The organism is Thalassospira profundimaris WP0211, assembly GCF_000300275.1.
Classification (GTDB): Bacteria; Pseudomonadota; Alphaproteobacteria; order Rhodospirillales; family Thalassospiraceae; genus Thalassospira; species Thalassospira profundimaris.
Window position 1 is genome coordinate 48423 of record NZ_AMRN01000010.1, and the last position, 22718, is coordinate 71140.

At 55.7% G+C, this 22718-nt stretch carries 20 protein-coding genes; 8 read left to right on the plus strand and 12 right to left on the minus strand.

What is annotated here, in order from left to right; genetic code table 11:
• Positions 1-2 precede the first annotated feature (2 nt).
• The 6 genes from hisS to TH2_RS17105 all read right to left on the minus strand — a co-directional run bounded on the left by hisS (position 3) and on the right by TH2_RS17105 (position 8725).
• Positions 3-1244: a histidine--tRNA ligase gene (gene hisS, locus TH2_RS17080; protein ID WP_040824508.1), complete on the minus strand. Its 1242-nt coding sequence runs from the start codon at positions 1242-1244 to the stop codon at positions 3-5.
• Between the two features lie 128 nt (positions 1245-1372).
• The gene (gene ispG / locus TH2_RS17085; RefSeq protein ID WP_008891695.1) at positions 1373-2497 is read right to left on the minus strand and encodes a flavodoxin-dependent (E)-4-hydroxy-3-methylbut-2-enyl-diphosphate synthase; all 1125 of its coding nucleotides are present in this window, start codon (positions 2495-2497) and stop codon (positions 1373-1375) included.
• A 180-nt stretch (positions 2498-2677) separates the two neighbouring features.
• A complete protein-coding gene (locus tag TH2_RS17090; protein ID WP_157194213.1) occupies positions 2678-3880 on the minus strand; it encodes a helix-turn-helix domain-containing protein in 1203 nt (400 codons plus the stop codon).
• Positions 3881-4048: 168 nt separating this feature from the next.
• The gene (gene ptsP, locus TH2_RS17095; RefSeq protein WP_008891697.1) at positions 4049-6331 is read right to left on the minus strand and encodes a phosphoenolpyruvate--protein phosphotransferase; all 2283 of its coding nucleotides are present in this window, start codon (positions 6329-6331) and stop codon (positions 4049-4051) included.
• Positions 6332-6336: 5 nt separating this feature from the next.
• Positions 6337-7365 carry an NAD(P)H-dependent flavin oxidoreductase gene (locus tag TH2_RS17100; RefSeq protein WP_008891698.1) on the minus strand — a complete coding sequence of 343 codons (1029 nt, stop codon included), beginning with the start codon at positions 7363-7365 and terminating at the stop codon, positions 6337-6339.
• A gap of 139 nt (positions 7366-7504) precedes the next feature.
• Positions 7505-8725, minus strand: coding sequence for an aspartate kinase (locus tag TH2_RS17105; protein WP_008891699.1), 1221 nt, complete (start codon positions 8723-8725; stop codon positions 7505-7507).
• Between the two features lie 423 nt (positions 8726-9148).
• Between TH2_RS17105 and ubiG the strand changes: the two genes are divergently transcribed.
• Entirely contained in the window at positions 9149-9907 is a 759-nt protein-coding gene (gene ubiG, locus TH2_RS17110; protein ID WP_008891700.1) for a bifunctional 2-polyprenyl-6-hydroxyphenol methylase/3-demethylubiquinol 3-O-methyltransferase UbiG, read from the plus strand.
• Between the two features lie 15 nt (positions 9908-9922).
• On the opposite strand, the gene TH2_RS17115 is transcribed toward ubiG, so the two are convergent.
• Complete coding sequence (locus tag TH2_RS17115; RefSeq protein ID WP_008891701.1) at positions 9923-10357, minus strand: DUF1178 family protein; 435 nt, start codon at positions 10355-10357, stop codon at positions 9923-9925.
• A gap of 125 nt (positions 10358-10482) precedes the next feature.
• Between TH2_RS17115 and TH2_RS17120 the strand changes: the two genes are divergently transcribed.
• Both TH2_RS17120 and TH2_RS17125 read left to right on the plus strand, forming a co-directional pair.
• Positions 10483-11007: a class I SAM-dependent methyltransferase gene (locus TH2_RS17120; RefSeq protein ID WP_008891702.1), complete on the plus strand. Its 525-nt coding sequence runs from the start codon at positions 10483-10485 to the stop codon at positions 11005-11007.
• Positions 11008-11156: 149 nt separating this feature from the next.
• Complete coding sequence (locus tag TH2_RS17125; RefSeq protein ID WP_008891703.1) at positions 11157-13070, plus strand: PhoX family protein; 1914 nt, start codon at positions 11157-11159, stop codon at positions 13068-13070.
• A gap of 81 nt (positions 13071-13151) precedes the next feature.
• Here TH2_RS17125 and TH2_RS17130 read toward each other — a convergent pair whose 3' ends face one another.
• Positions 13152-13694 (minus strand): YHS domain-containing (seleno)protein, encoded by a 543-nt coding sequence (locus TH2_RS17130; protein ID WP_008891704.1) that lies wholly within the window; start codon positions 13692-13694, stop codon positions 13152-13154.
• Between the two features lie 225 nt (positions 13695-13919).
• On the opposite strand from TH2_RS17130, the gene TH2_RS17135 reads away from it, so the two are divergent.
• Positions 13920-14303, plus strand: coding sequence for a VOC family protein (locus tag TH2_RS17135; protein WP_008891705.1), 384 nt, complete (start codon positions 13920-13922; stop codon positions 14301-14303).
• 20 nt (positions 14304-14323) lie between these two features.
• Here the strand turns inward: TH2_RS17135 and TH2_RS17140 are convergent, their stop codons facing one another.
• Positions 14324-15148, minus strand: coding sequence for a carbon-nitrogen hydrolase family protein (locus TH2_RS17140; RefSeq protein WP_008891706.1), 825 nt, complete (start codon positions 15146-15148; stop codon positions 14324-14326).
• A 234-nt stretch (positions 15149-15382) separates the two neighbouring features.
• On the opposite strand from TH2_RS17140, the gene TH2_RS17145 reads away from it, so the two are divergent.
• Both TH2_RS17145 and TH2_RS17150 read left to right on the plus strand, forming a co-directional pair.
• Positions 15383-16042, plus strand: a complete 660-nt coding sequence (locus tag TH2_RS17145) for a GntR family transcriptional regulator (protein ID WP_008891707.1) — start codon at positions 15383-15385, stop codon at positions 16040-16042.
• Between the two features lie 152 nt (positions 16043-16194).
• A complete protein-coding gene (locus TH2_RS17150; protein ID WP_008891708.1) occupies positions 16195-17532 on the plus strand; it encodes an NAD(P)H-dependent oxidoreductase in 1338 nt (445 codons plus the stop codon).
• A gap of 84 nt (positions 17533-17616) precedes the next feature.
• Here TH2_RS17150 and grxC read toward each other — a convergent pair whose 3' ends face one another.
• The 3 genes from grxC to TH2_RS17165 all read right to left on the minus strand — a co-directional run bounded on the left by grxC (position 17617) and on the right by TH2_RS17165 (position 19738).
• A complete protein-coding gene (gene grxC, locus TH2_RS17155; protein ID WP_008891709.1) occupies positions 17617-17874 on the minus strand; it encodes a glutaredoxin 3 in 258 nt (85 codons plus the stop codon).
• Positions 17875-17999: 125 nt separating this feature from the next.
• Positions 18000-18767, minus strand: coding sequence for a ComF family protein (locus TH2_RS17160; protein ID WP_008891710.1), 768 nt, complete (start codon positions 18765-18767; stop codon positions 18000-18002).
• Between the two features lie 59 nt (positions 18768-18826).
• On the minus strand, positions 18827-19738 hold the full coding sequence (locus TH2_RS17165; RefSeq protein ID WP_008891711.1) for a LysR substrate-binding domain-containing protein: 912 nt from the start codon (positions 19736-19738) through the stop codon (positions 18827-18829).
• A gap of 131 nt (positions 19739-19869) precedes the next feature.
• Here TH2_RS17165 and TH2_RS17170 point away from each other — a divergent pair, with 131 nt between their 5' ends.
• Both TH2_RS17170 and TH2_RS17175 read left to right on the plus strand, forming a co-directional pair.
• Positions 19870-20487, plus strand: a complete 618-nt coding sequence (locus tag TH2_RS17170; protein WP_008891712.1) for a glutathione S-transferase family protein — start codon at positions 19870-19872, stop codon at positions 20485-20487.
• 113 nt (positions 20488-20600) lie between these two features.
• The gene (locus TH2_RS17175; RefSeq protein WP_008891713.1) at positions 20601-22706 is read left to right on the plus strand and encodes a pyridoxamine 5'-phosphate oxidase family protein; all 2106 of its coding nucleotides are present in this window, start codon (positions 20601-20603) and stop codon (positions 22704-22706) included.
• Positions 22707-22718 lie beyond the last annotated feature (12 nt).

Here is a 22718-nt window from a genome sequence, read left to right on the forward strand (position 1 = left end):
TCTCACTTTTTGCCGATCACATCAGCCAGTTGATCAAGCGCCACTTCCTGCTGCTCGCCACTGTCAAGGTCACGCAACTGGGCCACCCCCTTGGCAAGTTCATCATCCCCAAGGATAACCGCCTTGCAGGCATTGGCCTTGTCCGCACGTTTCATGCGTTTTTTCATGTTGCCGGAATAACCAAGCTCGACCGCGACACCCGCTTCGCGCAGGGTCTGGGCAAGGGTGCGACATTTGGCCTCGGCAGCGTCACCCATCGGGATCAGTGCCACGGGGCGTGCACCCGCCGGGGCTTCGCCCACCATCAATGCCAGGCGTTCAACACCGGCTGCCCAGCCAACACCGGCCGTCTGCGGACCACCCATGGTCGAAATTAGCCCGTCATACCGGCCACCGGCCATGACAGTACCCTGCGCGCCAAGGGTGTTGGTGGTGAACTCGAAACAGGTGTGGCAGTAATAATCAAGACCACGCACCAGACGCGGGTTGAGTTCATAATTGATGCCGATATCGCCAAGGCCCTCGGTCAGGCCCTTGAAGAATTCCTTGGAATGCTCATTGAGGTATTCGGCAAACAGCGGTGCGTTGGCCACAAGTTCACGATCGCCTTCGTCCTTGGAATCAAGGATACGCAACGGGTTCTTTTCAAGGCGCGAACGGCTGTCTTCCGACAGCTTGTCAAAATGGCCTTTGAAGTAATCAACCAGCACATCGCGATACGCCGCACGGCTTTCCGGGTCACCAAGGGTGTTAAGCTCAAGCGTGATGCTGTCCCAAAGACCAAGGGCCTTCAGGATATGCGCGCCATAGCCGATCATTTCGATATCGCCCGCGACCTGTTCAACGCCAAGCAGTTCGGCACCGATCTGGTGGAACTGGCGCTGACGGCCTTTTTGCGGGCGTTCATAACGGAACATCGGGCCATAATAGCTGACCTTGACCGGTGACATCTGCTGCATACCATTGGAAATATAGGCACGCGCAATACCCGCCGTCCCTTCGGGACGCAGGGTGATCTGTTCGCCGCCGCGATCTTCAAAGGTGTACATTTCCTTGGTGACAACGTCGGACGTGTCGCCAAGGGTGCGTGCAAACACCTCGGTAAATTCGAAGATCGGCGTGGTCATGCGATGGTAGCCATACAACTCGCCGATTTCGCGTGCGGTATTCGCGATGTAATCCTGCAGACGGTTCTGTTCCGGCAGAAGGTCGTGCGTGCCACGGACGGGTTGAAGCGATGCCACTTTGGGTCTCCGATCTAACTTGAATTCCAGATATTTGCGCGAAACATCAATCGGCGCAAACACATGCGAACATGAAAATAGCTTTCCGCCGGTGTGGCGGAAAGCCAAAAGTAGTCAATACTGCCTTGCTATTCCGCCGCGGTTTTCTTGGCGGCTTCTTCGGCTTCGATCTTGGCTGCACGTTCTTCGACCAGTTCGACGATATGGTCGACCATCTTTTCCGTGCTGATATTGTGATCCGGGCGGCCGGAAATATACATCTTGTGGTTCCCACCACCGCCACCGGTAAGACCGATATCTGTCTCACGCGCCTCGCCCGGACCATTGACGATACAGCCAATGATCGACAGCGAAATCGGGGTGGAAATATGGGCAAGGCGCTTTTCAAGCTCTGCCACGGTTTCGACCACGTTAAAGCCCTGACGCGCGCAAGACGGGCAGGAAATGATTTGAACCCCACGGGTCCGCAGACCCAGCGATTTCAGAATATCAAAACCAACATGGATTTCCTCAACCGGGTCGGCAGACAGCGACACACGCAAGGTGTCACCAATACCCGCCCACAGCAGATTGCCCATGCCAATCGAGGACTTTACAGTACCACCACGCAGACCACCGGCCTCAGTGATGCCAAGATGCAGCGGATAGTCGCATGCCTCGGCAAGACCGTAATAGGCGGCAACCGCCAGGAACACATCCGACGCCTTGACCGAGATTTTGAATTCACGGAAATCCTGATCTTCAAGGATTTTGGCATGGTTCAACGCACTTTCGACCATCGCCTCTGGGCATGGTTCGCCGTAACGTTCCAGCAGTTCCTTTTCAAGCGACCCGGCATTCACACCGATACGCATCGAACAGCCATGATCCTTGGCGGCCTTCACAACTTCACGCACACGTTCGGTCGAGCCGATATTGCCCGGGTTGATGCGCAGGCATGCGGCGCCAGCTTCGGCGGCCTCGATCGCGCGTTTGTAATGGAAATGGATGTCGGCCACGATCGGGACATGCACCTGTTTGATGATGTCTTTCAGGGCCGCAGTTGATTCCCGATCCGGGCAGGACACACGAACGATATCCGCACCGGATTCTTCCAGTCGATGGATCTGCGCAACGGTCGCGTTCACATCGGTGGTCAGGGTATTGGTCATCGACTGCACCGAGATCGGTGCATCCCCGCCAACTTCCACGTCACCGACACGGATTTTGCGGCTTTGACGGCGTTCAATATCGCGATATGGGCGGACGCTCATTTCCGGTTCCAAAATGTTCAAGATGTCTTGAGGGAGTATATAGCTTATCAAACGCGGTTTAGAAACCGTTGGCTAACAGATTTTCCGCCAGATTTCGCATAGCTGTCACGAAAAAGGCGACCCGTTCGGATCGCCTTTCGCATTTTGTCTGTTTTCATCGCCCGCAGGCGTTGGCCAAACCTATTGAACGGTTGGTTCTTCTGCCTGGGTCAGATCACCGACATCAAGCGAGAAGTCCGAAATCACCGCGCCATATTCCCCGACCGGCTGGGCTTCGGAACCATCGATGCTATAGGTCAGCGCACCGGCATTGCCGACTTCAAGTTTCAAACCGTCACGATTCGGAACCATATAGGTATCACCGGCTGTCAGCATCCGGGTCAGCAGAACATTGCCATCTGCCTCACGGATACGAACCCAGCTGGTTTCAACCGCCGAAATGGTAACCCGGCTATCAACATTGACCGCCCCAAATACGCGTGCGCCACCGGCCTCGTCAACTTCGGGTGCTGCGGGAACCGATGCAACTTCCGCTGCCGGTGCTGCCGGCGTTTCTGCGGCTGGTGCCTCTGCGACTTCGGCTTCAACCGGTGCCTGTTCTGTGGTGGTTACCACTTCGTTGGCAACGGGTGCAGCTTCCTGCGCCGGGGCTTCGGCAACTTCCTCGGAAACGACAGGTGCTGCTGCCGGTTCTTCGGTTGCTTCTGCGACTTCGGCTACGGGTTCAGATGCGGGTTCTGCGACCGGGGCCTCGGAAACGGTGGTTTCTTCAACCGTTGCTTCCGAGTTGCCGGCACTTTCCGGTGCAGAGGCAACAGGTGCCCCCTGATCGGCAACGATTGGTGCAGGCGTTGTTATTTCTGCCTCGGCGGCCTGTGCATCTGCGGCGTTTTCAAGATTACGCGGCGCTGAATCCTGGCTTGCCGTTGTCGAGTAGCTTGCAAGTCGCTCTGGCAACGGATCAACCAGATCGGCAATGGTTTTGCCCTGGCTCGACAGGTAGTACCATCCGCCATAAGCACCAAGACCAAGCATAACCGCGATTAGCAATACCGCCCCACCGGGTACACGGCTTTCCTGAACGGGTTTTGGGAAGGACAGTTCACTACGCACGGCCGGCGCATTGCTTTCTGCGCGGAAGCGACGTGCGATTTCTGCACCGTCCAGTCCAAGATGTTCGGCGTATGCCTTTACGAAGCCAAGGCCATAAGGACCATTCGGCAATGCCGCATAGTCGCTGCTTTCAATGGCTTCGATGTAAATTTTGCGAATACGAAGCATGCGGCAAACGTCTTCGACTGTTTGCCCCAAACCAACACGGGTCGCCTTCAAAAGGCTCCCGACCTCGGTATAACCACCGATCTGGTCTTTATGTTCGTCCATCACACTGTCATTTGCAGACGAATCCCCGGACAAAGGCCTGAAACGAAGGCGTTCTCGGGTTTCGTCATCCAAATGATCTTCCTTTCGCTTTTTGATCGCCAACTGCGCACCCCCACGTTACGATCTAGCAATAAAACTAGCAGATATCCCCACCAAAAGCGATTGTTTTTAAAGTTTTACACCGTGATCTATTGCGAAAGCCTTAAGACGCGAACGCAATGATCTGGTCGGATTATCCATTATCGTCAGAATATAACTCTCGACTTCAGACTTACACATGCTTCTGACCATTTCCTTGACCGGACCAACAGAGGCAGGCGCCATCGACAAGCGTTTAATTCCCAAACCGATAAGGGCCATCGCCTCAAGCGGACGTCCTGCCATTTCACCACAGATGGTCAGGCGAACGTCCTTTTGATCGCACAATGTCACCAACTGGCGCATGAACGCGAACACACTTGGCGACAGCGTGTCATACCGGCCCTCGATCCTCGGATTGCCGCGGTCAGCAGCAAACATGAACTGCAACAGATCATTCGTCCCAACCGAGAGGAAATCAACCCGTTGCAGCAAGGCCGGAGCCTGCCAGATCAGGGCGGGGACTTCAAGCATGGCTCCGACTTCGACCTTGCGCGGGATAAATCCGCGTACGGCTTCACGTTTGAGCTGCTCGTCAAGAACCGCCTTTGCCTGATCAAATTCAGCAACTTCGGCGATCATCGGGAACATGACATAAAGATCGCGGTCATGCCCGGCCCGGATCAGTGCACGCAACTGATGCACAAGCACCGCCGGACGATCCAGTGTAATCCGGATCGATCGCCAGCCCATCGCCGGATTCTCTTCTGTCATATCCTCCCAATAGGGCAGCAATTTGTCACCGCCCACATCAAGAGTCCTGAAAACCACCGGTCGGCCTTCGGCCTGTTCGAAAATACGATCATAAAGACGGGTCTGATCGGTAATGTCAGGCATGGCGGATCGGACCATGAACGGAATTTCCGTCCGATACAGGCCAATTCCGTCCGCCCCGCTTTCAATCACGTGCGGAACATCAATCAAAAGCCCGGCATTCACATTAAGTGAAATCTCCGCCCCGTCGGTCGTTTCGGCCGGCAGGTCGCGCATCTGGGCGTAAAGCGCTTTTCGCTCTGCCCGGGCGCGCAACGCGCCATCAATCACCGCACGGACGTCTTCGCTTGGTCGAACGAAAAGCTGGCTGTTATCTGAATCGACAATCAGCGGATCACCGGCCTCGACCTTATCAAGCACACCTTTGACCCCGCCCAGAACCGGGATATCAAGGGCGCGTGCAACGATTGCGACGTGCGAGGTATGCGACCCTTCTTCAAGGGCAAGACCGCGCAGACGCGTGTGATCGTAATCAAGAAGTTCTGCCGGGCCGATATTGCGCGCCACCAGAATGATATCATCGGGCAAATCGCCAAAGGCCGGGGATTGGTACTGCCCCGAAAGATGTTGCAGCAATCGGTTGGCCAGATCTTCAAGATCGTGCAACCGTTCGCGCAAATAGGGGTCGGTCACCTGCGCCATGCGCGCACGGGTATCGTCATGCACCTTCTGAACCGCGGCCTCGGCCGTCAGGCCGGTATGCACAGCCTCGGTAATGCGGTTTAGCCAGCCGGTATCCTGGGCAATCATCCGATAGGCTTCAAGGATGTCGCCCGGATCATCGCCTTCATCCATGCCGTTGATGCCTGAAACAGCTTCCAGCATCTTATCAAGATGGTTCTGAAGGCCGTGCATGGCTTCGCGCAGGCGGGTCAGTTCTTCTTCCGGGTCATCAGAAACCATGCGGTCAATGACGATGCGCGGCTCGTGCAAGACGGCAATGCCCTTGCCGATCCCCGGTGCCAGACGCGCCCCGCCCAGACGCAGCGGCAACAACGCGATACCGTCGGCCGGGATCAGTTCCTCGCGGCTGACAAGTTCGCCACCGGCGACCATTTCGGCCAGCACCATGGCGACGTTTTCAAGCGCTTCCTGTTCGTCCTCGGAATACAGGCGTTCGGTCCGGTTCTGCACGGCAAGGACGCCGATAATACGGCCCCCGCGCAGGATCGGCACACCGATCATCGAATGATAGATTTCCTCGCCGGTTTCCGGACGATAGGCAAAGTTCGGATGGCCTTGCGCGTCCTTGAGGTTAAGCGGACGCGCATGGGCGGCGACAAAACCAACAATCCCCTCGCCCACGCGAAGGCGGGTCAAGTGAACCGCTTCCTTGGACAGACCACAGGTCGCAAACAGTTCCAGCACTTCGCCCGCACGCATCACATAGACCGAGCACACCTCTGCCACCATATCAGCAGCGATGATGGTCACGATCTGTCCGAGGCGTTCTTCAGCAGTCCCCGGTCCAGCCATGACGTCGCGCACACGCTTTAGAAGGCGTCGCGGACCTGTGACTGCGGCGGACGGAATGCTCATTTGACTTAGCTGTCTCTCTTAACCAGGGATTGAACGGCCTGTTCGACCAACTCTTCGAGGATTTCGGAAACCGGTTGTTCTTTCTTTACCATACCAACCGACTGTCCTGCCATAACCGATCCGCTTTCGACGTCACCATCGATCACCGCACGGCGCAGGGCACCGGCCCAGAAATGTTCAATTTCAAGCTGTGCAGCGCCTTGGTCAAGTTCGCCTGCGCGGAACTTTTCAATCACGGCACGCTGGGTATTGCGGAATTCTTCGGTGCCCTTGTTGGCAAGCGCGCGTACCGGAATAACCGGGAAACGATCATCAAGCTGCACGGTGGTCACCGCATCGCGCGCACTTGCGCGGATAAAGGCCTTTTTGAAGTCAGGATGCGCAATGCATTCCTCGGCACAAACAAGCCGCGTGCCGATCTGAACACCCGATGCGCCCTGTTCAAGCAAACCGGTAATCGCTTCACCGCGACCAATCCCCCCGGCGCAGAAAACAGGAATGTCGGAAACTTCCGGCAGGATTTCCTGTGCCAGAACCGTCAGCGATACCGGACCAACATGGCCACCAGCTTCGCTGCCCTCGATCACCAGCGCATCAGCACCCGAGCGGATCAGCTTCTTGGCCAGAACCAGTGCCGGGGCAAAGCAGATAACCTTGGCAAATTCCTTGGCCTGCTTGATCGAGTTTGATGACGGCAGGCCGCCAGCCAGAACCACGTGACCAACGCTGTGTTCACGGCACACTTCGATCAGTTCATTGAGCTGCGGGTGCATGGTGATCAGGTTGACGCCAAACGGCTTGCTGGTCATTTCCTTGGTGGCGGCGATTTCAGCCGACAACAGATCCGGGGTCATCGACCCGCAGGCAATCACACCAAAACCACCCGCATTGGAGACCGCCGAAACAAGGTGACGCTCTGAAACCCAGGACATGGCGCCGGCCATAATGGCGTAGTCGGTGCCAAGGAATTCCTTGCCCGACGCCCACAGGTTTTCCAGGCGCGCCCGTGCGGCGTCAATTTTCGGATCACTCATATTCTCTGTACCCCAAAGCAGAAACGCAGGAGACCAGTGGTCTCCTGCCATTTCATTACAAAGGCTGAAACACACTGCTCCAGCTAGTATGTATTATTACAGGTAATTTAACAGCGGCTTAATCGCCAAACTGTTGAACTTACTCGGCATCCAGACCGTATGCCGTGTGCAACGCACGAACGGCAAGTTCGGTATATTCCTCGGCGATCAGAACACTGACCTTGATTTCCGAGGTCGAGATGACCTGAATGTTGATGCCTTTTTCCGCAAGGGTTTCAAACATCTTGCGCGCAACACCGACGTGGGAACGCATACCCACACCAATGATCGACACCTTGGTCACATCAGAGGTGCTAAGCAGTTCCTGATAGGCGATCTTGTCTTTGTTCTTTTCGATCACCTGAAGCGCACGCTGGAATTCACCACGCGGAACGGTAAAGGTCATGTCCGTGCTTTTGCCGTCTTCTGAGACGTTCTGCACGATCATGTCGACATTGATATTGGCATCAGCCAGCGGGCTGAAGATTGAAGCGGCAATACCCGGCTTGTCCGCAACTTTCACCAAGGTGATCTTGGCTTCATCACGGCTATAGGCAATTCCGCTGACGACTTCCTGTTCCACGATCTCGTCCTCGTCTACAACAAGTGTTCCTTCTGCATCACTAAAGGTAGAACGGACCTGCACCCGGACGCGATGGTTCATTGCCATCTCGACAGAACGGGTTTGCAGAACCTTTGCACCAAGAGATGCGAGTTCCAGCATTTCTTCGTAGGTAATCTTTTCGATCTTGCGCGCCTTGGGCACAATGCGCGGATCGGTGGTGTAAACACCATCGACATCGGTATAGATGTCGCAACGATCTGCGTTAAGTGCCGCGGCAAGGGCGACCGCCGACGTATCCGAACCGCCACGCCCAAGTGTGGTGATACGGTTGTCGGGTGCGATCCCCTGGAAACCGGCCACGCAAACGACTTCGCCGCCATTCATGCGCTTATCAAGCTCGGTGGTGTCGATTTCCTTGATGCGGGCCTTGGCATGTGCGCCGTCGGTCTTGATCGGGATCTGCCAGCCAAGCCAGGAACGTGCAGGCACATCCATGCTTTGCAGCGCCATCGCCAGCAAACCGACAGTCACCTGTTCGCCCGACGATACGATCACGTCATATTCACGTGCATCATACATCGGCGAAACTTCCTGCGCCCAGCCAACCAGTTCGTTGGTCTTGCCCGACATGGCGGACACGACAACAGCAACCTGATTGCCGGCATCGACCTCGGATTTCACCCGGCGCGCGACATTCTTGATTTTCTCGACATCGGCGACCGAAGTGCCGCCAAATTTCATGACAATACGGGCCATGAAGTATCCCCGCTATGCTCGCCGTCCATCGGCTGTCCGAACGTGACGGCATGTGATCCGGTCCCGGCCCAGGTAAGCATGCCGAATTTGCGGCGCTTCCCCTGATCCAAGCGGCGTAATCAATACTGCCATAATCCCTGCGAAACAAGCGTCAAGGATGCCGATAAATTGCGTGAGAGCAATTTTTTTGACCTGATAATGTCCCAAACCGTCCGAATGCGGCAAATTGCGTCGCATATCATGCGAAAATTACCCAGTAACCCTGATGATATGCATCACCTGAACATGGCTGCCTTGCTTTGAATTTCTGCCAGATCCCCGTCATCGCACCGTCATTTGACAGGTGAGTATTGCCTTGCCGTGCGCGCACGCGTAAACAGGGCGTCATACAGCAACGTTGTTTTACGCCTTCGGAGCCACACCATGTCGGACGCATCCGCCCCCACCAGCCGCACCGCCAATGCCGATGAAATCGCACGTTTTTCTGCGATGTCGGAAAAATGGTGGGATCCAAATGGTGTGATGAAGCCGCTGCACAAGTTCAATCCGGTACGCCTGCAAATCCTGCGCGACAATATCTGTGCGCATCTTGGCCGCGATCCGGAAACGATAGAGCCGCTTAAAGACATCGAAATCATCGATATCGGCTGTGGTGCTGGCCTTCTGTCCGAGCCGCTTGCGCGCATGGGGGCAAAAATGACCTCGATTGACGCCTCAGAAAGCAATATCGAAGTCGCCAAAATCCATGCCGCACAATCCGGCCTTGAAATCGACTATCGCTGCGCAACACCGGAAATGCTGGCCGATGAGGGCAAGCAGTTTGATATCGTTTTGAACATGGAAGTCATCGAACACGTCGATGACCCGCAATTCTTCATGCAGGCCTGTGCATCGGTGCTCAAACCGGGTGGCTTGATGTTTGTCGCCACACTGAACCGCACGATCAAATCACTGGCACTGGCCAAAATCGGCGCGGAATATGTTTTGCGCTGGCTGCCTGCGGGCACCCATGACTGGCGCAAGTTTGTCAAACCATCGGAAATGTCGGGCTATCTGCGTGGTGCGGGTCTGGACCTTCAAGATATCACCGGGGTGGCTTACAACCCGTTCAACGACACATGGTCGCCTGCCCCGCGTGATCTTGATGTGAATTATATGGTGATTGCCCGAAAGCCTGACTGATCTTCTTGGATCACGTCAGTTCTTTTTGGTTCCGTCATCCCACGGCAACGCCATGACATCGATGCCTTCATCGACCAGTTCGGCGGTTTCCTTGAGCGAAGCCTGACCATAGATGCCGCGCTTTTCGGTTTCGCCATAATGGATTTTGCGGGCTTCGTCGGCAAACTTGTTGCCGACATTTTCGCAATTGCTTTCGACCTGTTTGCGAATTTCGGCAATTGCGGCCTGGGTCGCTTCGGCGATTGCCTTTTGCTGTTGTTTTTCCGCGGCGACTTCTTTTTGCCGTGACGTGCGCAAACGCGGCGCCATCAGGGCCTTGCCAACATTTGATGTTCCACACACCGGGCAGGACAAATCCCCGCTGGCGGCCTGCGCGTCATATGTTGCGCCGTCCTTGAACCAACCTTCGAATTCGTGATCATGTTCGCATTTAAGCTGAAATAGAATCATGATGGTACGTGTATAAGCCAAACCAGTAGCAAAACGATAACACTATCAGATACAGATCATATGGCGCGCATTGGCGGGGATCGCCAGCCTGCGGGCGCCACACTCAATAACCAAGATTTACAAAAATGTCATCCCAATTGCCATCAAGCTGGGTCACACAGAACTGTCCCGCACCACACCCTACCCGCAATCGCGCGCTTGATCTTGCGTGCGGCAAGGGACGGCACAGCTTCTGGCTGGCGGATCAGGGTTGGCAGGTGACGGCAATTGATCGCGATCTTTCGCAGACCGATACCGATACGAACCAGGCGATCACTTGGATCGAAGCGGATCTTGAAACCGGTCACTGGCCGTTGGACGATCAACAGTTCGATCTGATCGTTGTTGCCAATTACTTGCATCGGCCGCTGTTTGAATATCTGCGCAACGCCGTCCGACCGGGCGGCACCCTGATTTATGAAACCTTTATGGTCGGGAACGAAGCATATGGCCGTCCGCGATCACCGGATTTCCTGCTGCGCACCGATGAACTGGCAGACACATTTGCCGACTGGACGATCATCGCCCAGCAACAAGGCCCGATCAGAGCGAAACCGGGTGATGAAATTACAGCGATAAAACAATCTATTGTGGCGCAGAAGCCTGAATAAGGCGGATCAGCTGAACGGCATGGATGATTGAAACAAATCCGTAACATACTGTTTTTGCAAAAAGAAACACAACTTTCACAATTAAAATGTGTCGTTTCTGGCATCTTCCCTGCTGCTGTTTCAGGCATAGGCGTTAAGAGAGAAAAGCCATGAACGATAAATACGAAATCATCGAAGATAGCGACGATATCCCGTCCAACCCGACCAACAATCCGTGCATCGACGATCTGATCAATGCACGCTTTTCCCGCCGCGGCTTTTTCAAAGGCCTGATGGCGACGTCGGCTGTTGTGGGCGCAGGCATTGCGACCAGAGGCGTTGCCAAGGCGCAGTCGCCATCCACCCTGACCTTCAAATCCATCCCGCAGAAAATCACCGAAACCCATGCTGTTGCTGACGGTTACGACGCAAGTGTGCTGATCCGTTGGGGCGACAAGGTTGTTGCCGATGCACCGGCATTCGTTCCGGGTCAGGTCGATGCCAACGCGCAGAACAAGCAGTTCGGTTATAACTGCGACTATGTCGGCTATATGCCGCTTCCGGTTGGTTCGCAGAATTCCGACCATGGTCTGCTGTGCGTCAGCCACGAATACACCAATGCCGAACTGATGTGGTCGGGCCTCAAGGACGCGATGGATGCATCCGAAGAACAGGCACTCCATGAAATCGCGGCCCACGGTCATTCGGTCATCGAAGTCAAGAAAACCGGTGGCAAATGGCAGGTTGTTGACGGGTCCGATTATGCGCGCCGCATCTCCCCGATCGACACCGAAATGCAGATTACCGGTCCGGCTGCTGGTCATGACCGCCTTAAAACCAATACCGATCCGACCGGCACCCGTGTTATCGGGACGCTGAACAACTGTGCGGGTGGCAAAACCCCGTGGGGTACGGTTCTGATCGCCGAAGAAAACTTCAACGGTTACTTTGGCGGCGATATCGCCAAAACCAGCGAAGAACGCAACTACAAGCGTCTGGGCATCAGCCAGGACAGCTGGTACTCGTGGGTTAAATATTTCGACCGCTTCAATGTTGAAAAAGACCCGAACGAGCCGAACAAATTTGGCTGGATGGTTGAAATCGATCCGTACGATCCGACCTCGATGCCGAAAAAGCGCACCGCCCTTGGCCGCTTCAAGCACGAAGGTGCTACGGTCATCATCAACAAGGACAACTCCGTTGTTGCCTATTCCGGTGATGATCAGCGTTTTGACTATCTCTACAAATTCATTGCGGCAAACAAATACAATCCGAATGATCGCGCCGCGAACATGGACCTTCTGGAAAACGGCACCCTGTTTGTCGCCCAGTTCCACGAAGATGGCAGCCTTGACTGGATGCCGCTGATCTTCGGTGAAGGCCCGCTGACCGCTGAAAACGACTTCCACAGCCAGGCTGATGTTCTGATCGAAGCACGCCGTGCGGCCGACCTTCTGGGCGCAACCCAGATGGACCGCCCGGAAGACGTCGAACCGAACCCGGTCAACGGCAAGGTCTATGTCATGCTGACCAACAACTCCAAGCGCAAGGAAGGCAACGCAGCAAACCCGCGTGCGGCCAACCCGCATGGTCACGTGCTGGAACTTACCCCTCCGGGTGGCCGCGGCAAGGATGCCGATCACACCGCTTCGCGCTTTACCTGGGACATCATGATTGCTGCTGGCAACCCGGCGGTTGCCGATGACAAGGCGGTTTACCATCCGGCAGCAGAATCTTGGGTTTCCTGCCCGGACAACATGGCAATCGACCATCGTGGTCGCCTGTGGATTTCCACCGACGGCGCACCGAAGTCCGACATTCCTGATGGCATGCACGCCACCGATGTCGATGGTCCGGGCCGTGCGCTGACCAAATTCTTCTTTGCGTGCCCGGTTGGTGCGGAAATGTGTGGTCCGGAATTCACCCCGGATGGAAAGACGCTGTTCCTTGCTGTTCAGCACCCGGCAGACGGTTCGTCCTATGACGCGCCAAGCACCCGCTGGCCGGACTTCCAGGCAGCAATGCCGCCGCGTCCGTCGGTTGTGGCTGTGACCAAAAATGACGGCGGTGAAATCGCGGGCTAACCGCCTGCTTCACTGTCCTCTAATGCAAAACGCACCGGCCAGTTTGCCGGTGCGTTTTTGTTTGTCTGCGCGTCACCCATATTACTTGATCGGGGCTGCCATATCATAGGTGCCGTCATTATCTGAAATTGCCATCCAGCTTTTGTCCGACGCGGACTTGCTTTCAAGATCGGTCCAGTTGCCTTTGGCGACACTGATATTGCCTGAAATATCCTCGTTCCAGAAACCAACTACGGCCGGCGTGATATTCAGATAAAGTTTCCCGTCGACAATCCGCCACAGGTTCGGATTGGCCGGCACTTTGCCGCCCTTTACAACCCCGTATGCACAATGCCCATCAAAGGCCGGGGCGTATTTCGCCGGATCGGCCAGAAACATGTCGCGGTTTTCCTCGGACGCAAATGCCCAGGTCGCACCATTATATTCGGCGGTGATGTCTGCCCGGCCCGGAACGGCATGGGGCTGCATCATACCGACATCCTTTTGCGGCAAGTTGAAATAGGCCACCGCGTCATAACCGCTGATCGCAAAGCCGGTTTCATCGACATATTGCTCGCCGGCAAGGGCGGCACCCGACAGGCCAAAAACAAATGCCGTACCGATCAAAAACTTTTTGAACATCATCCCTGTTCCTCCGTTTGAAAATCCCTGATGAACCGAGTTTGCCCGGGAAGGGCTTCAAAGCGAAATGACGTTGCGACACTGTTTCGTGAGATCGCGTGAACCTATGAAAAACCGGTCTGTGCTTCCTATATCAAACAAAGAGAATTACCCCTTGACCTCAACTATAGTTGAGGAATTACCAAGAAGGGAAATCGGAAAACAGACATACCAAAACAAGGATAAGCCATGACTGCTGCATTTCTCGAACACGTGAATTTTACGGTCGCCGATCCGGCGAAAACCGCCCGGAACCTGCATAACTGGTTTGGCTGGCACACCCGCTGGCACGGGGAGGCCATCCATGGCGGGCTGTCCTATCATGTTGGCAATGACACAAGCTATGTCGCGATCTATGCCCATGGCACGCCAAAGGACGGCCAAGATAACTCCTATGCCACCATTGGTGGGCTGAACCATATCGGGATTGTCGTCGATGACCTTGATGCGACCGAGGCAAAGATCAAGGCCGACGGCATCGAAACCTTCAACCATGCCGATTACGAACCCGGTCGCCGGTTCTATTTCCGTGATGAAAACAACATCGAATTCGAAGTGGTCAGTTACGCCTGACCACTTCGGTCAAAGATCGATTAGCAGGGTTCATATTCCCGATCATTGCCAAGCGATGGCACCATCCGGCGAATTTCATCAACGCGCGTCAGATCAATCTCGGCGGTGATGAAACCCGGATCGGTGCCACCATCGGCCAAGACCTGCCCCCACGGATCAATGATCAGGGAATGACCAAATGTCTGGCGGTCGCCCGGATGATCACCGCACTGGGCGGCTGCAATCACAAAGCATCCGTTTTCAATCGCACGCGCCTTCAAAAGGGTATGCCAGTGCGCCTGCCCGGTGGTGCGGGTAAAGGCCGCCGGGATGCTGAGGATCTTTGCCCCTGCCTTGGCGTAATCGCGAAACAGATGTGGGAACCGCACGTCATAGCAGATCGATATCCCTACCTTGCCAAAATCGGTGTCAGCCAGTCGGGTCGCATTGCCGGGACGGAACGTTTTGCTTTCGCGGTAACTTTCTCCATTGGCCAGATCGACGTCAAACATGTGGATCTTGTCATAGGACGTGATGACCTTGCCATCCGGACCAATCACGAAACACCGGTTCGCAACGCGATCTTCATCCGGCACTTTGACATGCAGCGATCCGACAATCAGCGTCGATCTCAGTTCTTCGGCCAGGTCGCAAAAGAAAACCAGACCGGGATGCTCATTCTCGGGAAAGGCAGCGGCACGGACATTTTCGCCGCCAAACGACATCATCGACACGTTTTCAGGAAAGGCGATCAATCTGGCCCCGGCAGCATGGGCATCGCGGGCATAGGTTGCTGCGCGCGCAAGGTTATCAGACATCACATCGCGTGAATTGACCTGCACGCAGGCCGCAATGAAACGGGTCATGACGCAGTCTCCTTTTTATCATTATCCGTCTTCATGATGCGGCTCATCCCAGCCTGCCGCAATAGATAATTGGGATAGCGCAGCGGCGAACAAGGCCCGCAAAAAGACCTGCGCCTAAGCGCACACATTGCGCATTTCCGCATCAACAACCGACATCACGCACATCCCAAATTCAGTCTTTTCATCCCCGAAATTAGTGTATACAGTATTCCGTACACCTAACGAGGATCGAAGATGGAACCTCTTTCCGGCCGAAAAAGTCTGACTGACGAAGTGCATGACCGCCTGGTTGATGCCTTGTGTTCCGGTGCTCTCCCTCCCGGGACACCTTTGCGTCAGGAAGCTATTGCCGAGGAACTCAATGTCTCGCGGCAACCAGTGTTGCAAGCTCTGGGGTTGCTGCGTCGTGACGGGCTGGTTGAACCGATGGGACGGCGCGGATATCGCGTTGCGCCTGTCGACAGCGACCTTGTCCGTCACGTTTATGACCTGAGAGAAGCATTTGACGGGCTTGCAGCTCGTCTCGCTGCTGAAACCAAGGCACCGGATCGGGAATCGGCTTTGCGGGCTGCCATTATACAGGGACACCACGCTCTGGGCAGCGGCGACACCGCAAACCTTGTTGCAGCCGACGTCGCATTCCATCAAACGATCTACCGTTTGTCGGGTAACCCCCTGTTGCCCGAAGCATCAGCCGCAGTCTGGCTTCAGATCAGACGCGTGATGCATGCCTACCTGCAGATCGGGTACCCCCGTGATCCGATCTGGACGGAACATCAGGCCATCGCCGATGCAATCTGTGTCGGCGATGGTCCTCTTGCCGAAAAACTGGCGCGCGATCATGGGCGCAATGCACGTGATCGCCTGATTTCCCGAATGGAAAAGCCAAGCTGACCTTCCCCTCGCTGCCACCAACAGCCCGCCTTTTCGTCGCCCTTCGCACCACCATTCCCCATCGACTTCAAAAAATCTGCCAATGACCCGTCCGCGTCGCCAAAGGCAGAACCATATAAGAACGACAAGTTTCCTGTCTGGGAGGAACGCCAATGAACCTTGATACAAAGCTCCACAAACGGGCTGATGAAGGCAATCCCGTCCGGGTTGGCATCATCGGTGCCGGCAAGTTCGGGTCGATGTTTTTAAGTCAGGCCGGCCATCATCCGGGCTATCACGTTCTGGGTATTGCCGATCTTAGCATTGATCGTACCAAGGCCGCCCTGCGCCGTGTCGGATGGTCTGATGACCAGTTCACCGCAAAGGATGCTGCATCGGCCTATCGCGACGGCACCACATGGCTGACCGAGGATGCCGATGCCCTGATTGCCGCCGACGGGCTTGAAGTCATCATTGATGCCACCGGAAGCCCCGCCGCCGGTTTACGCTTTGCGCTTAAGGCCATCGAACATGGCCGTCACATCGTCATGGTCAATGTCGAGGCCGATGTACTTGCCGGTCCTCTGCTTGCCAAACGCGCAGAGGCCGCCGGACTTGTCTATTCCATGGCCTATGGCGATCAACCGGCGCTGATTTCGGAAATGGTCGATTGGGCGCGCGCGATTGGCCTGCCGGTAACGTGTGCTGGCAAGGGCACCAAATATCTTCCGATCTATCACCATGTCACGCCCGATGATGTCTGGCATCACTATGGCCTGACACCGGAACAGGCACAGGCGGGCGGCATGAACCCGCAAATTTTCAACAGCTTCCTGGATGGTACCAAATCGGCCATCGAAATGGCGGCCGTGTCCAATGCCTGTGATCTTGTACCACAGGATTGCGGATTGCAGTTCCCGGCCTGTGGCGTTGACGATTTGCCCCGCCTGCTTTGCCCGCGTGAAAGTGGTGGCATATTGGATCGCAAAGGCACGGTCGAGGTGGTTTCAAGCCTTGAACGCGACACCCGCCCGGTGTTCCGCGATCTGCGCTGGGGCGTTTATGTGACCTTTGAGGCCCCCAGCGACTATGTCGCGCGCTGCTTTAACGAATATGGCCTTCTGACCGATCCAAGCGGACAATATTCGACCATGTATAAGCCCTATCACCTGATCGGGTTGGAACTTGGCATTTCGGTGGCCTCAGCCGCCCTGCGCGGCGAAGCCACCGGCACATCACGCGCCTGGTCGGGCGATGCGGTTGCCACCGCCAAGCGCGATCTTAAACCCGGCGAAATGCTGGATGGCGAAGGCGGCTATACGGTTTACGGCAAACTGATGCCTGCCCTGACGTCAAAGTCGCGCAATGCCCTTCCGATCGGGCTTGCGCACCATTTGAAAATCAAACGACCTGTTGCCATGGATCAAACCCTGACCTGGGATGATGTCGAATTTGATGCCAAGGACCCGGCGATTGCTTTCCGCAAGGAAATGGAAGCTACATTCGGCTAGACCGCAATCATCAGACAAATAAAAACCCCGGCCAAACTGGCCGGGGTTTTGTACGACTATTGCCGTTGATCAGCCAATTGGCGATCACGCAGACAGCTTGGCTTCGAGCTTATCAGCTGCTTCCAGCGCCATCAGCTCGTCACAGCCGCCAATATGTTCGTCATTGATGAAAATCTGCGGCACGGTATGACGGCCATTGGCACGGTCCATCATTTCCTTTTTACGACGCGGTTCCATCATCACATCGATCAGCTGGTATTTCGCACCCTTTTCCTCAAGCAGCTTGCGCGCACGCTTGCAATACGGGCACCATTCGGTGGCATAGACTTCAACTTTTGCCATGAGGCAGTCATCCTTTCTTTGGCAACCGATCATCGCGAATGCCCCGGATTATCGGGTCCACTGCGTCTGATACGGTGCGGAATTTCAGTCAGATGACGGCTATATAACAGAAATCTTGCAGCGCGTCATCGCACGACACGTGCAACCGTGATCACAGATACGTGCATAACGCCTGATTGCTTTAACGCCCGAACACAGGCGTTGGCCGTTGCCCCGGTGGTCAGAACATCGTCAACCAAAACAACCCGCGCCCCGACAAGATTGCGTTTCTCAGCGCGCGCTTCATCGACAACAAATGCCCCGCCAACTTCGCGTTTGCGCGAAGACGGGCCAAGCCCGCCAAGGCTTCTTGTATTGCGCTGACGGGCCAAAACCAGCCCATCCCAAGGCACGCCTGTCATCTGCGAAAGCTTTGCCGCCAAAAGGCCCGACTGGTTATAGCGCCGTTTCAAAAGCCGTCTTCGATGCAACGGCACCGGCACGATCAGATCAGCCTGATCCCAGATCCCCCTGCCCGCCTGATAGACCCAGCGCGCAAGAAGTGGTGTCAGGTCACCCCTATCCGCATGTTTGAACCGCAACAGGTATTCGCGGCTGTGATCATCATACACCAGTGCCGCCCGTGCTTGATCAAAGGCCGGTTTCTTTTGCAGGCAATTGCCACACAAAATCTGTCCGCTTTCATCAGGATCACCCCCGATGTTACCGCTATCATCAAGTTCGAATGGATAGCCGCAGCAGGCACATTGCGGGGCCGTGATAAACCTTAAACCCGCCCAACACTCGGCACAGACCGCATGGGTGGTATCGGTCACATCGCCACAGCCCCCGCAACGCGGTGGTAAAATGGCGTTAACGCCCATGGTTGCGATGGTGCGGACCCATTCGATCATCTGCGATGCTATCCACGATCACCTTAAGGAACGGCAGCATAACACACGCAGGGATTGAATTAGCCAAAATCAAATAACGGATTTTTCCGCAAGGTATCCGCCGCCAGATCAATAAAGGCCCGGACCTTTGCCGGGGCATGGCGGCCCTCGGGATGGACCAGATGGATTGGCACCGGATCGGGATCATATTCACCAAGCACGGCCACCAATCGCCCATTCGCAAGATAGGGGGCCGCCTGATAGGACAGCATGCGCACAGTCCCCCAACCATCAAGGGCCGCATTGCGCGCTGCCTCAATCGAATTGGTTTGCCATCGGGCATCCGGGGAAAAGCCGATCTTGCGCCCGCCGTCCGGGGATCTGAATTGCCAATCAAGCCGTGCGGAGGATCCGGTGGTGGCAATGAGGCGATGAGCGGCAAGATCAGCGGGTGTTTGTGGCGTTCCAAATCTCGCAATGTAATGCGGTGAAGCGCAAAGGATCTGGCTGACCTGCCCGACCCGCACGGCCGTTAATGATGAGTCGGCAAGATCACCGATGCGCACCGCAAGGTCGATGCCTTCCTCGACAATATTGACGATGCGATCAAACAGCAGCAGCCGCGCGTGCATGTCGGGATATTCATCCAGATACGCGCCAACAATCGGGGCGACATGCATCTGGCCGAACTGAACCGGGGCGGTGATGGTCAACATCCCGCTTGGTTTGGCATAGGCCCCACCGGCGGCGGCCTCGACCTCTTTAAGGTCGGCCAGCAACCTTTTGCAGTCTGCATAATACCGTGCACCGGCCTCTGTCACCGTGACCGACCGGGTTGTGCGCGTCAGAAGGCGTGCGCCTGTCACATCCTCCAGATACGCGACCGCGCGGGTGACCGCAGGCGGACTTTGACGCAACGCGCGGGCAGCAGCGGCGAAGCTGCGCGCCTCGACCACATGCACAAACACATTCATCGCTTCGAAACGGTCCATCTTGCGCCCCGTGATTATTCCACTTCTCGGAATACTAAATTTCCAATAAACGGAATTCCATCATTAAATAGAAATAATCACAATATCCTCCGTTTTCGCCCCATGCGAACCAGTAACTCGGAGGATGTTTCATGAAATTGCATTATTTCGCGCTGTCGGGACACGCCCATCGCGCCCACCTTTTCCTTAGCCTGCTTGGCATTGATCACGAACTGGTTCATGTCGACATGGTCAATGGCGAACACAAGTCCCCGGAATTCCTTGAACTGAACCCGTTCGGGCAGGTCCCCGTGCTTGAAGATGGTGACGTTGTCATCGCGGATTCCATCGCAATCATGGTCTATGCCGCCAAAAAGGTCGGTGCGACCAACTGGCTCCCCGAAGATGCAGCCGATCTGGCACAGGTTCAGCGCTGGCTTTCGGTTGCAGCGGGTGAAATTGCCTACGGGCCGTGTGCAGCACGTCTGTTGACGTTGTTTGGCGCCAAGTTTGATGCAAACGATGTCATTGCCCGTGCGCATGGCGTGCTAAAACTGATCGATGATCGCCTGTCAAACCGCGACTGGATTGCGCTTGATCATCCGACCGCCGCCGATATCGCGCTTTACAGCTATATCGCCAACGCCCCCGAAGGCAATGTCGCGCTTGATCCCTACACGCATGTCCTTGCATGGCTGAAACGTATTGAAGCACTGCCGGGCTTTGTGCCCTTTGAAACGTCGTCGGTCGGTCTTCGGGCGGCTTCGTGATGATATGGGCCGGTCATTGATCCCTGCGCGTAACGCGCAAGAACTTCAAGCGCACCGGCCCCACCGGATTTGCCCCGCCTCGACACCGTCTTTCCACTGGACAGGAGCACGAGATGAACACGGCCAACAGTACGACATCCACGCCAGTGATGCCCCCCAAAGACAGTGAGGCCTGGCACCAAGGTGAAATCGAGATGCAGGAACGCGTCGGTGTTCGCCAACAAATGGCGGATGTCGGGAAACGTGTTCTGCGTGATCACCTGATCGATCAACATCGCCAGTTTTATCCGCAACTACCCTTTGCCGTGTTCGGAACTGTCGACGAGAACGATGATGTCTGGGCAACATTGCGCGCCAATCATCCCGGATTCCTGTCGGCATCTGATCCCTATCACCTGTCCGTCAATTTGCCGCGCGACGCCGATGACCCTGCCGATGCCGGGATGGGCGACGGCAAACCGATTGGCATGATCGGCATCGAATTGCATACGCGTCGCCGCAACCGGTTGAATGGACGCATTACCGCACAGACCGATACGAATTTTGACATTCGGGTCGGGCACAGTTTTGGCAACTGCCCGCAATATATCCGCCTGCGCGATTTCGAATTCGTCCGCGACCCGATGTCTGCACCGACATCCAAACCCGAAATATCCCGCGAACTTGATGATCGGGCGCGAGCGCTGATTGCTAAGGCCGATACCTTTTTCGTTGCGACCTATGTTGATCGTGACGGCGGGCATCGCGAAGTTGATGCATCTCATCGTGGTGGCAAGCCCGGCTTTGTCCATGTTGATACTGATGGCACGCTGACAATTCCTGATTTCGCCGGAAACCAGTTTTTCAATACGCTGGGCAATATCCTGTGCAATCCCAAGGCCGGTCTAATCTTTACCGATTTTGCGACCGGTGATGTCCTGCAAATTACCGGTGACGCTGAAGTCATCACCGAAGGTCCGGAAATCGGTGCCTTCAAGGGTGCTGAACGGCTGTGGCGTGTTTTCCCGCGCAAAACAGTCTGGCGGGCATCAGCATTGCCAATTCGCTGGCGCCCGCAGGAAGAAGGCATGTCCCCCAACAGCCTTCTGACCGGGGATTGGGAAAGTGCCGAGAAGAAGCTCGCCGCGATGAGCGGCGCGCAACAATGGCGCTCGTTCAAAGTGGTTCGGATTACAGAAGAAAACGATCTGATCAAATCCTTCCACCTCGAACCGGCTGATCAGGGTGGCATGATGTCATTCAACCCCGGTCAGCATTTGCCAATCCGCGTGAACGTGGCGGGCCATGACAAACCGTTGATCCGAACCTATACACTTTCAAGCGCACCGTCAGATGCGCACTATCGCATCAGTGTCAAACGCGAAGGCGTCGTATCCGCCCATCTTCATGACAACCTGAATGTTGGCGATACCCTTGAGGCACGCGCCCCTGCTGGTGATTTTTCCCTGCTGCCGGATATCAAACGGCCGATGGCATTAATCGCAGGCGGGATTGGTATCACGCCGATGATGTCGATGATGCGCCATGCGGTTTACGAGGGGTTGCGCACACGCAATTTCCGCCAGATCTGGCTGTTTTATGCCGCACGGAGCATTGTTGACCGTGCCTTTGATGCGGAAATTGTCGAACTGGTCAAAGCCGCCCAGGGCAACATCCGTATCATCCGGGTTCTTGGTGATCCCGATGGCGCGACACCGCGCAAGGATTACGAAGCATCGGGTTATATCGACATGAACCTGTTGCGGGCCGTTTTGCCGTTTGATGATTTTGACTTCTACCTGTGCGGCCCGCCGCCCTTCATGCAAGGCCTTTATGACGGGCTGCGCGGGCTTAACATCGCCGACAAGCGCATTCACGCAGAAGCATTTGGCCCCGCGTCATTAACCCGCAGTCGGGATAGCGATGACGACGTTCCCGAACTGCCCCGCGCAAGCCGCAAGCCGACCAAGGTCGAATTTGCCCAATCAAACCAGTCGGTCGTCTGGCAACCGGATGCAAACAAGACGTTGCTCGAACTGGCCGAAGATGCCGGTCTCACGCCTGAGGCAAGTTGTAGGGGTGGGAATTGCGGCACATGTCGCACCAAAATCACCCAGGGCAGGGTTACCTATAAAAACCGGCCCAGCGCAAAAGTCGGCGCAGACGAAGCCTTGATCTGTTGTGCTGTCCCTGCCGAACCGGAAGATGGCGAACCAACACCGCTGGTTCTGTCGATATAGGCTGAATGGATT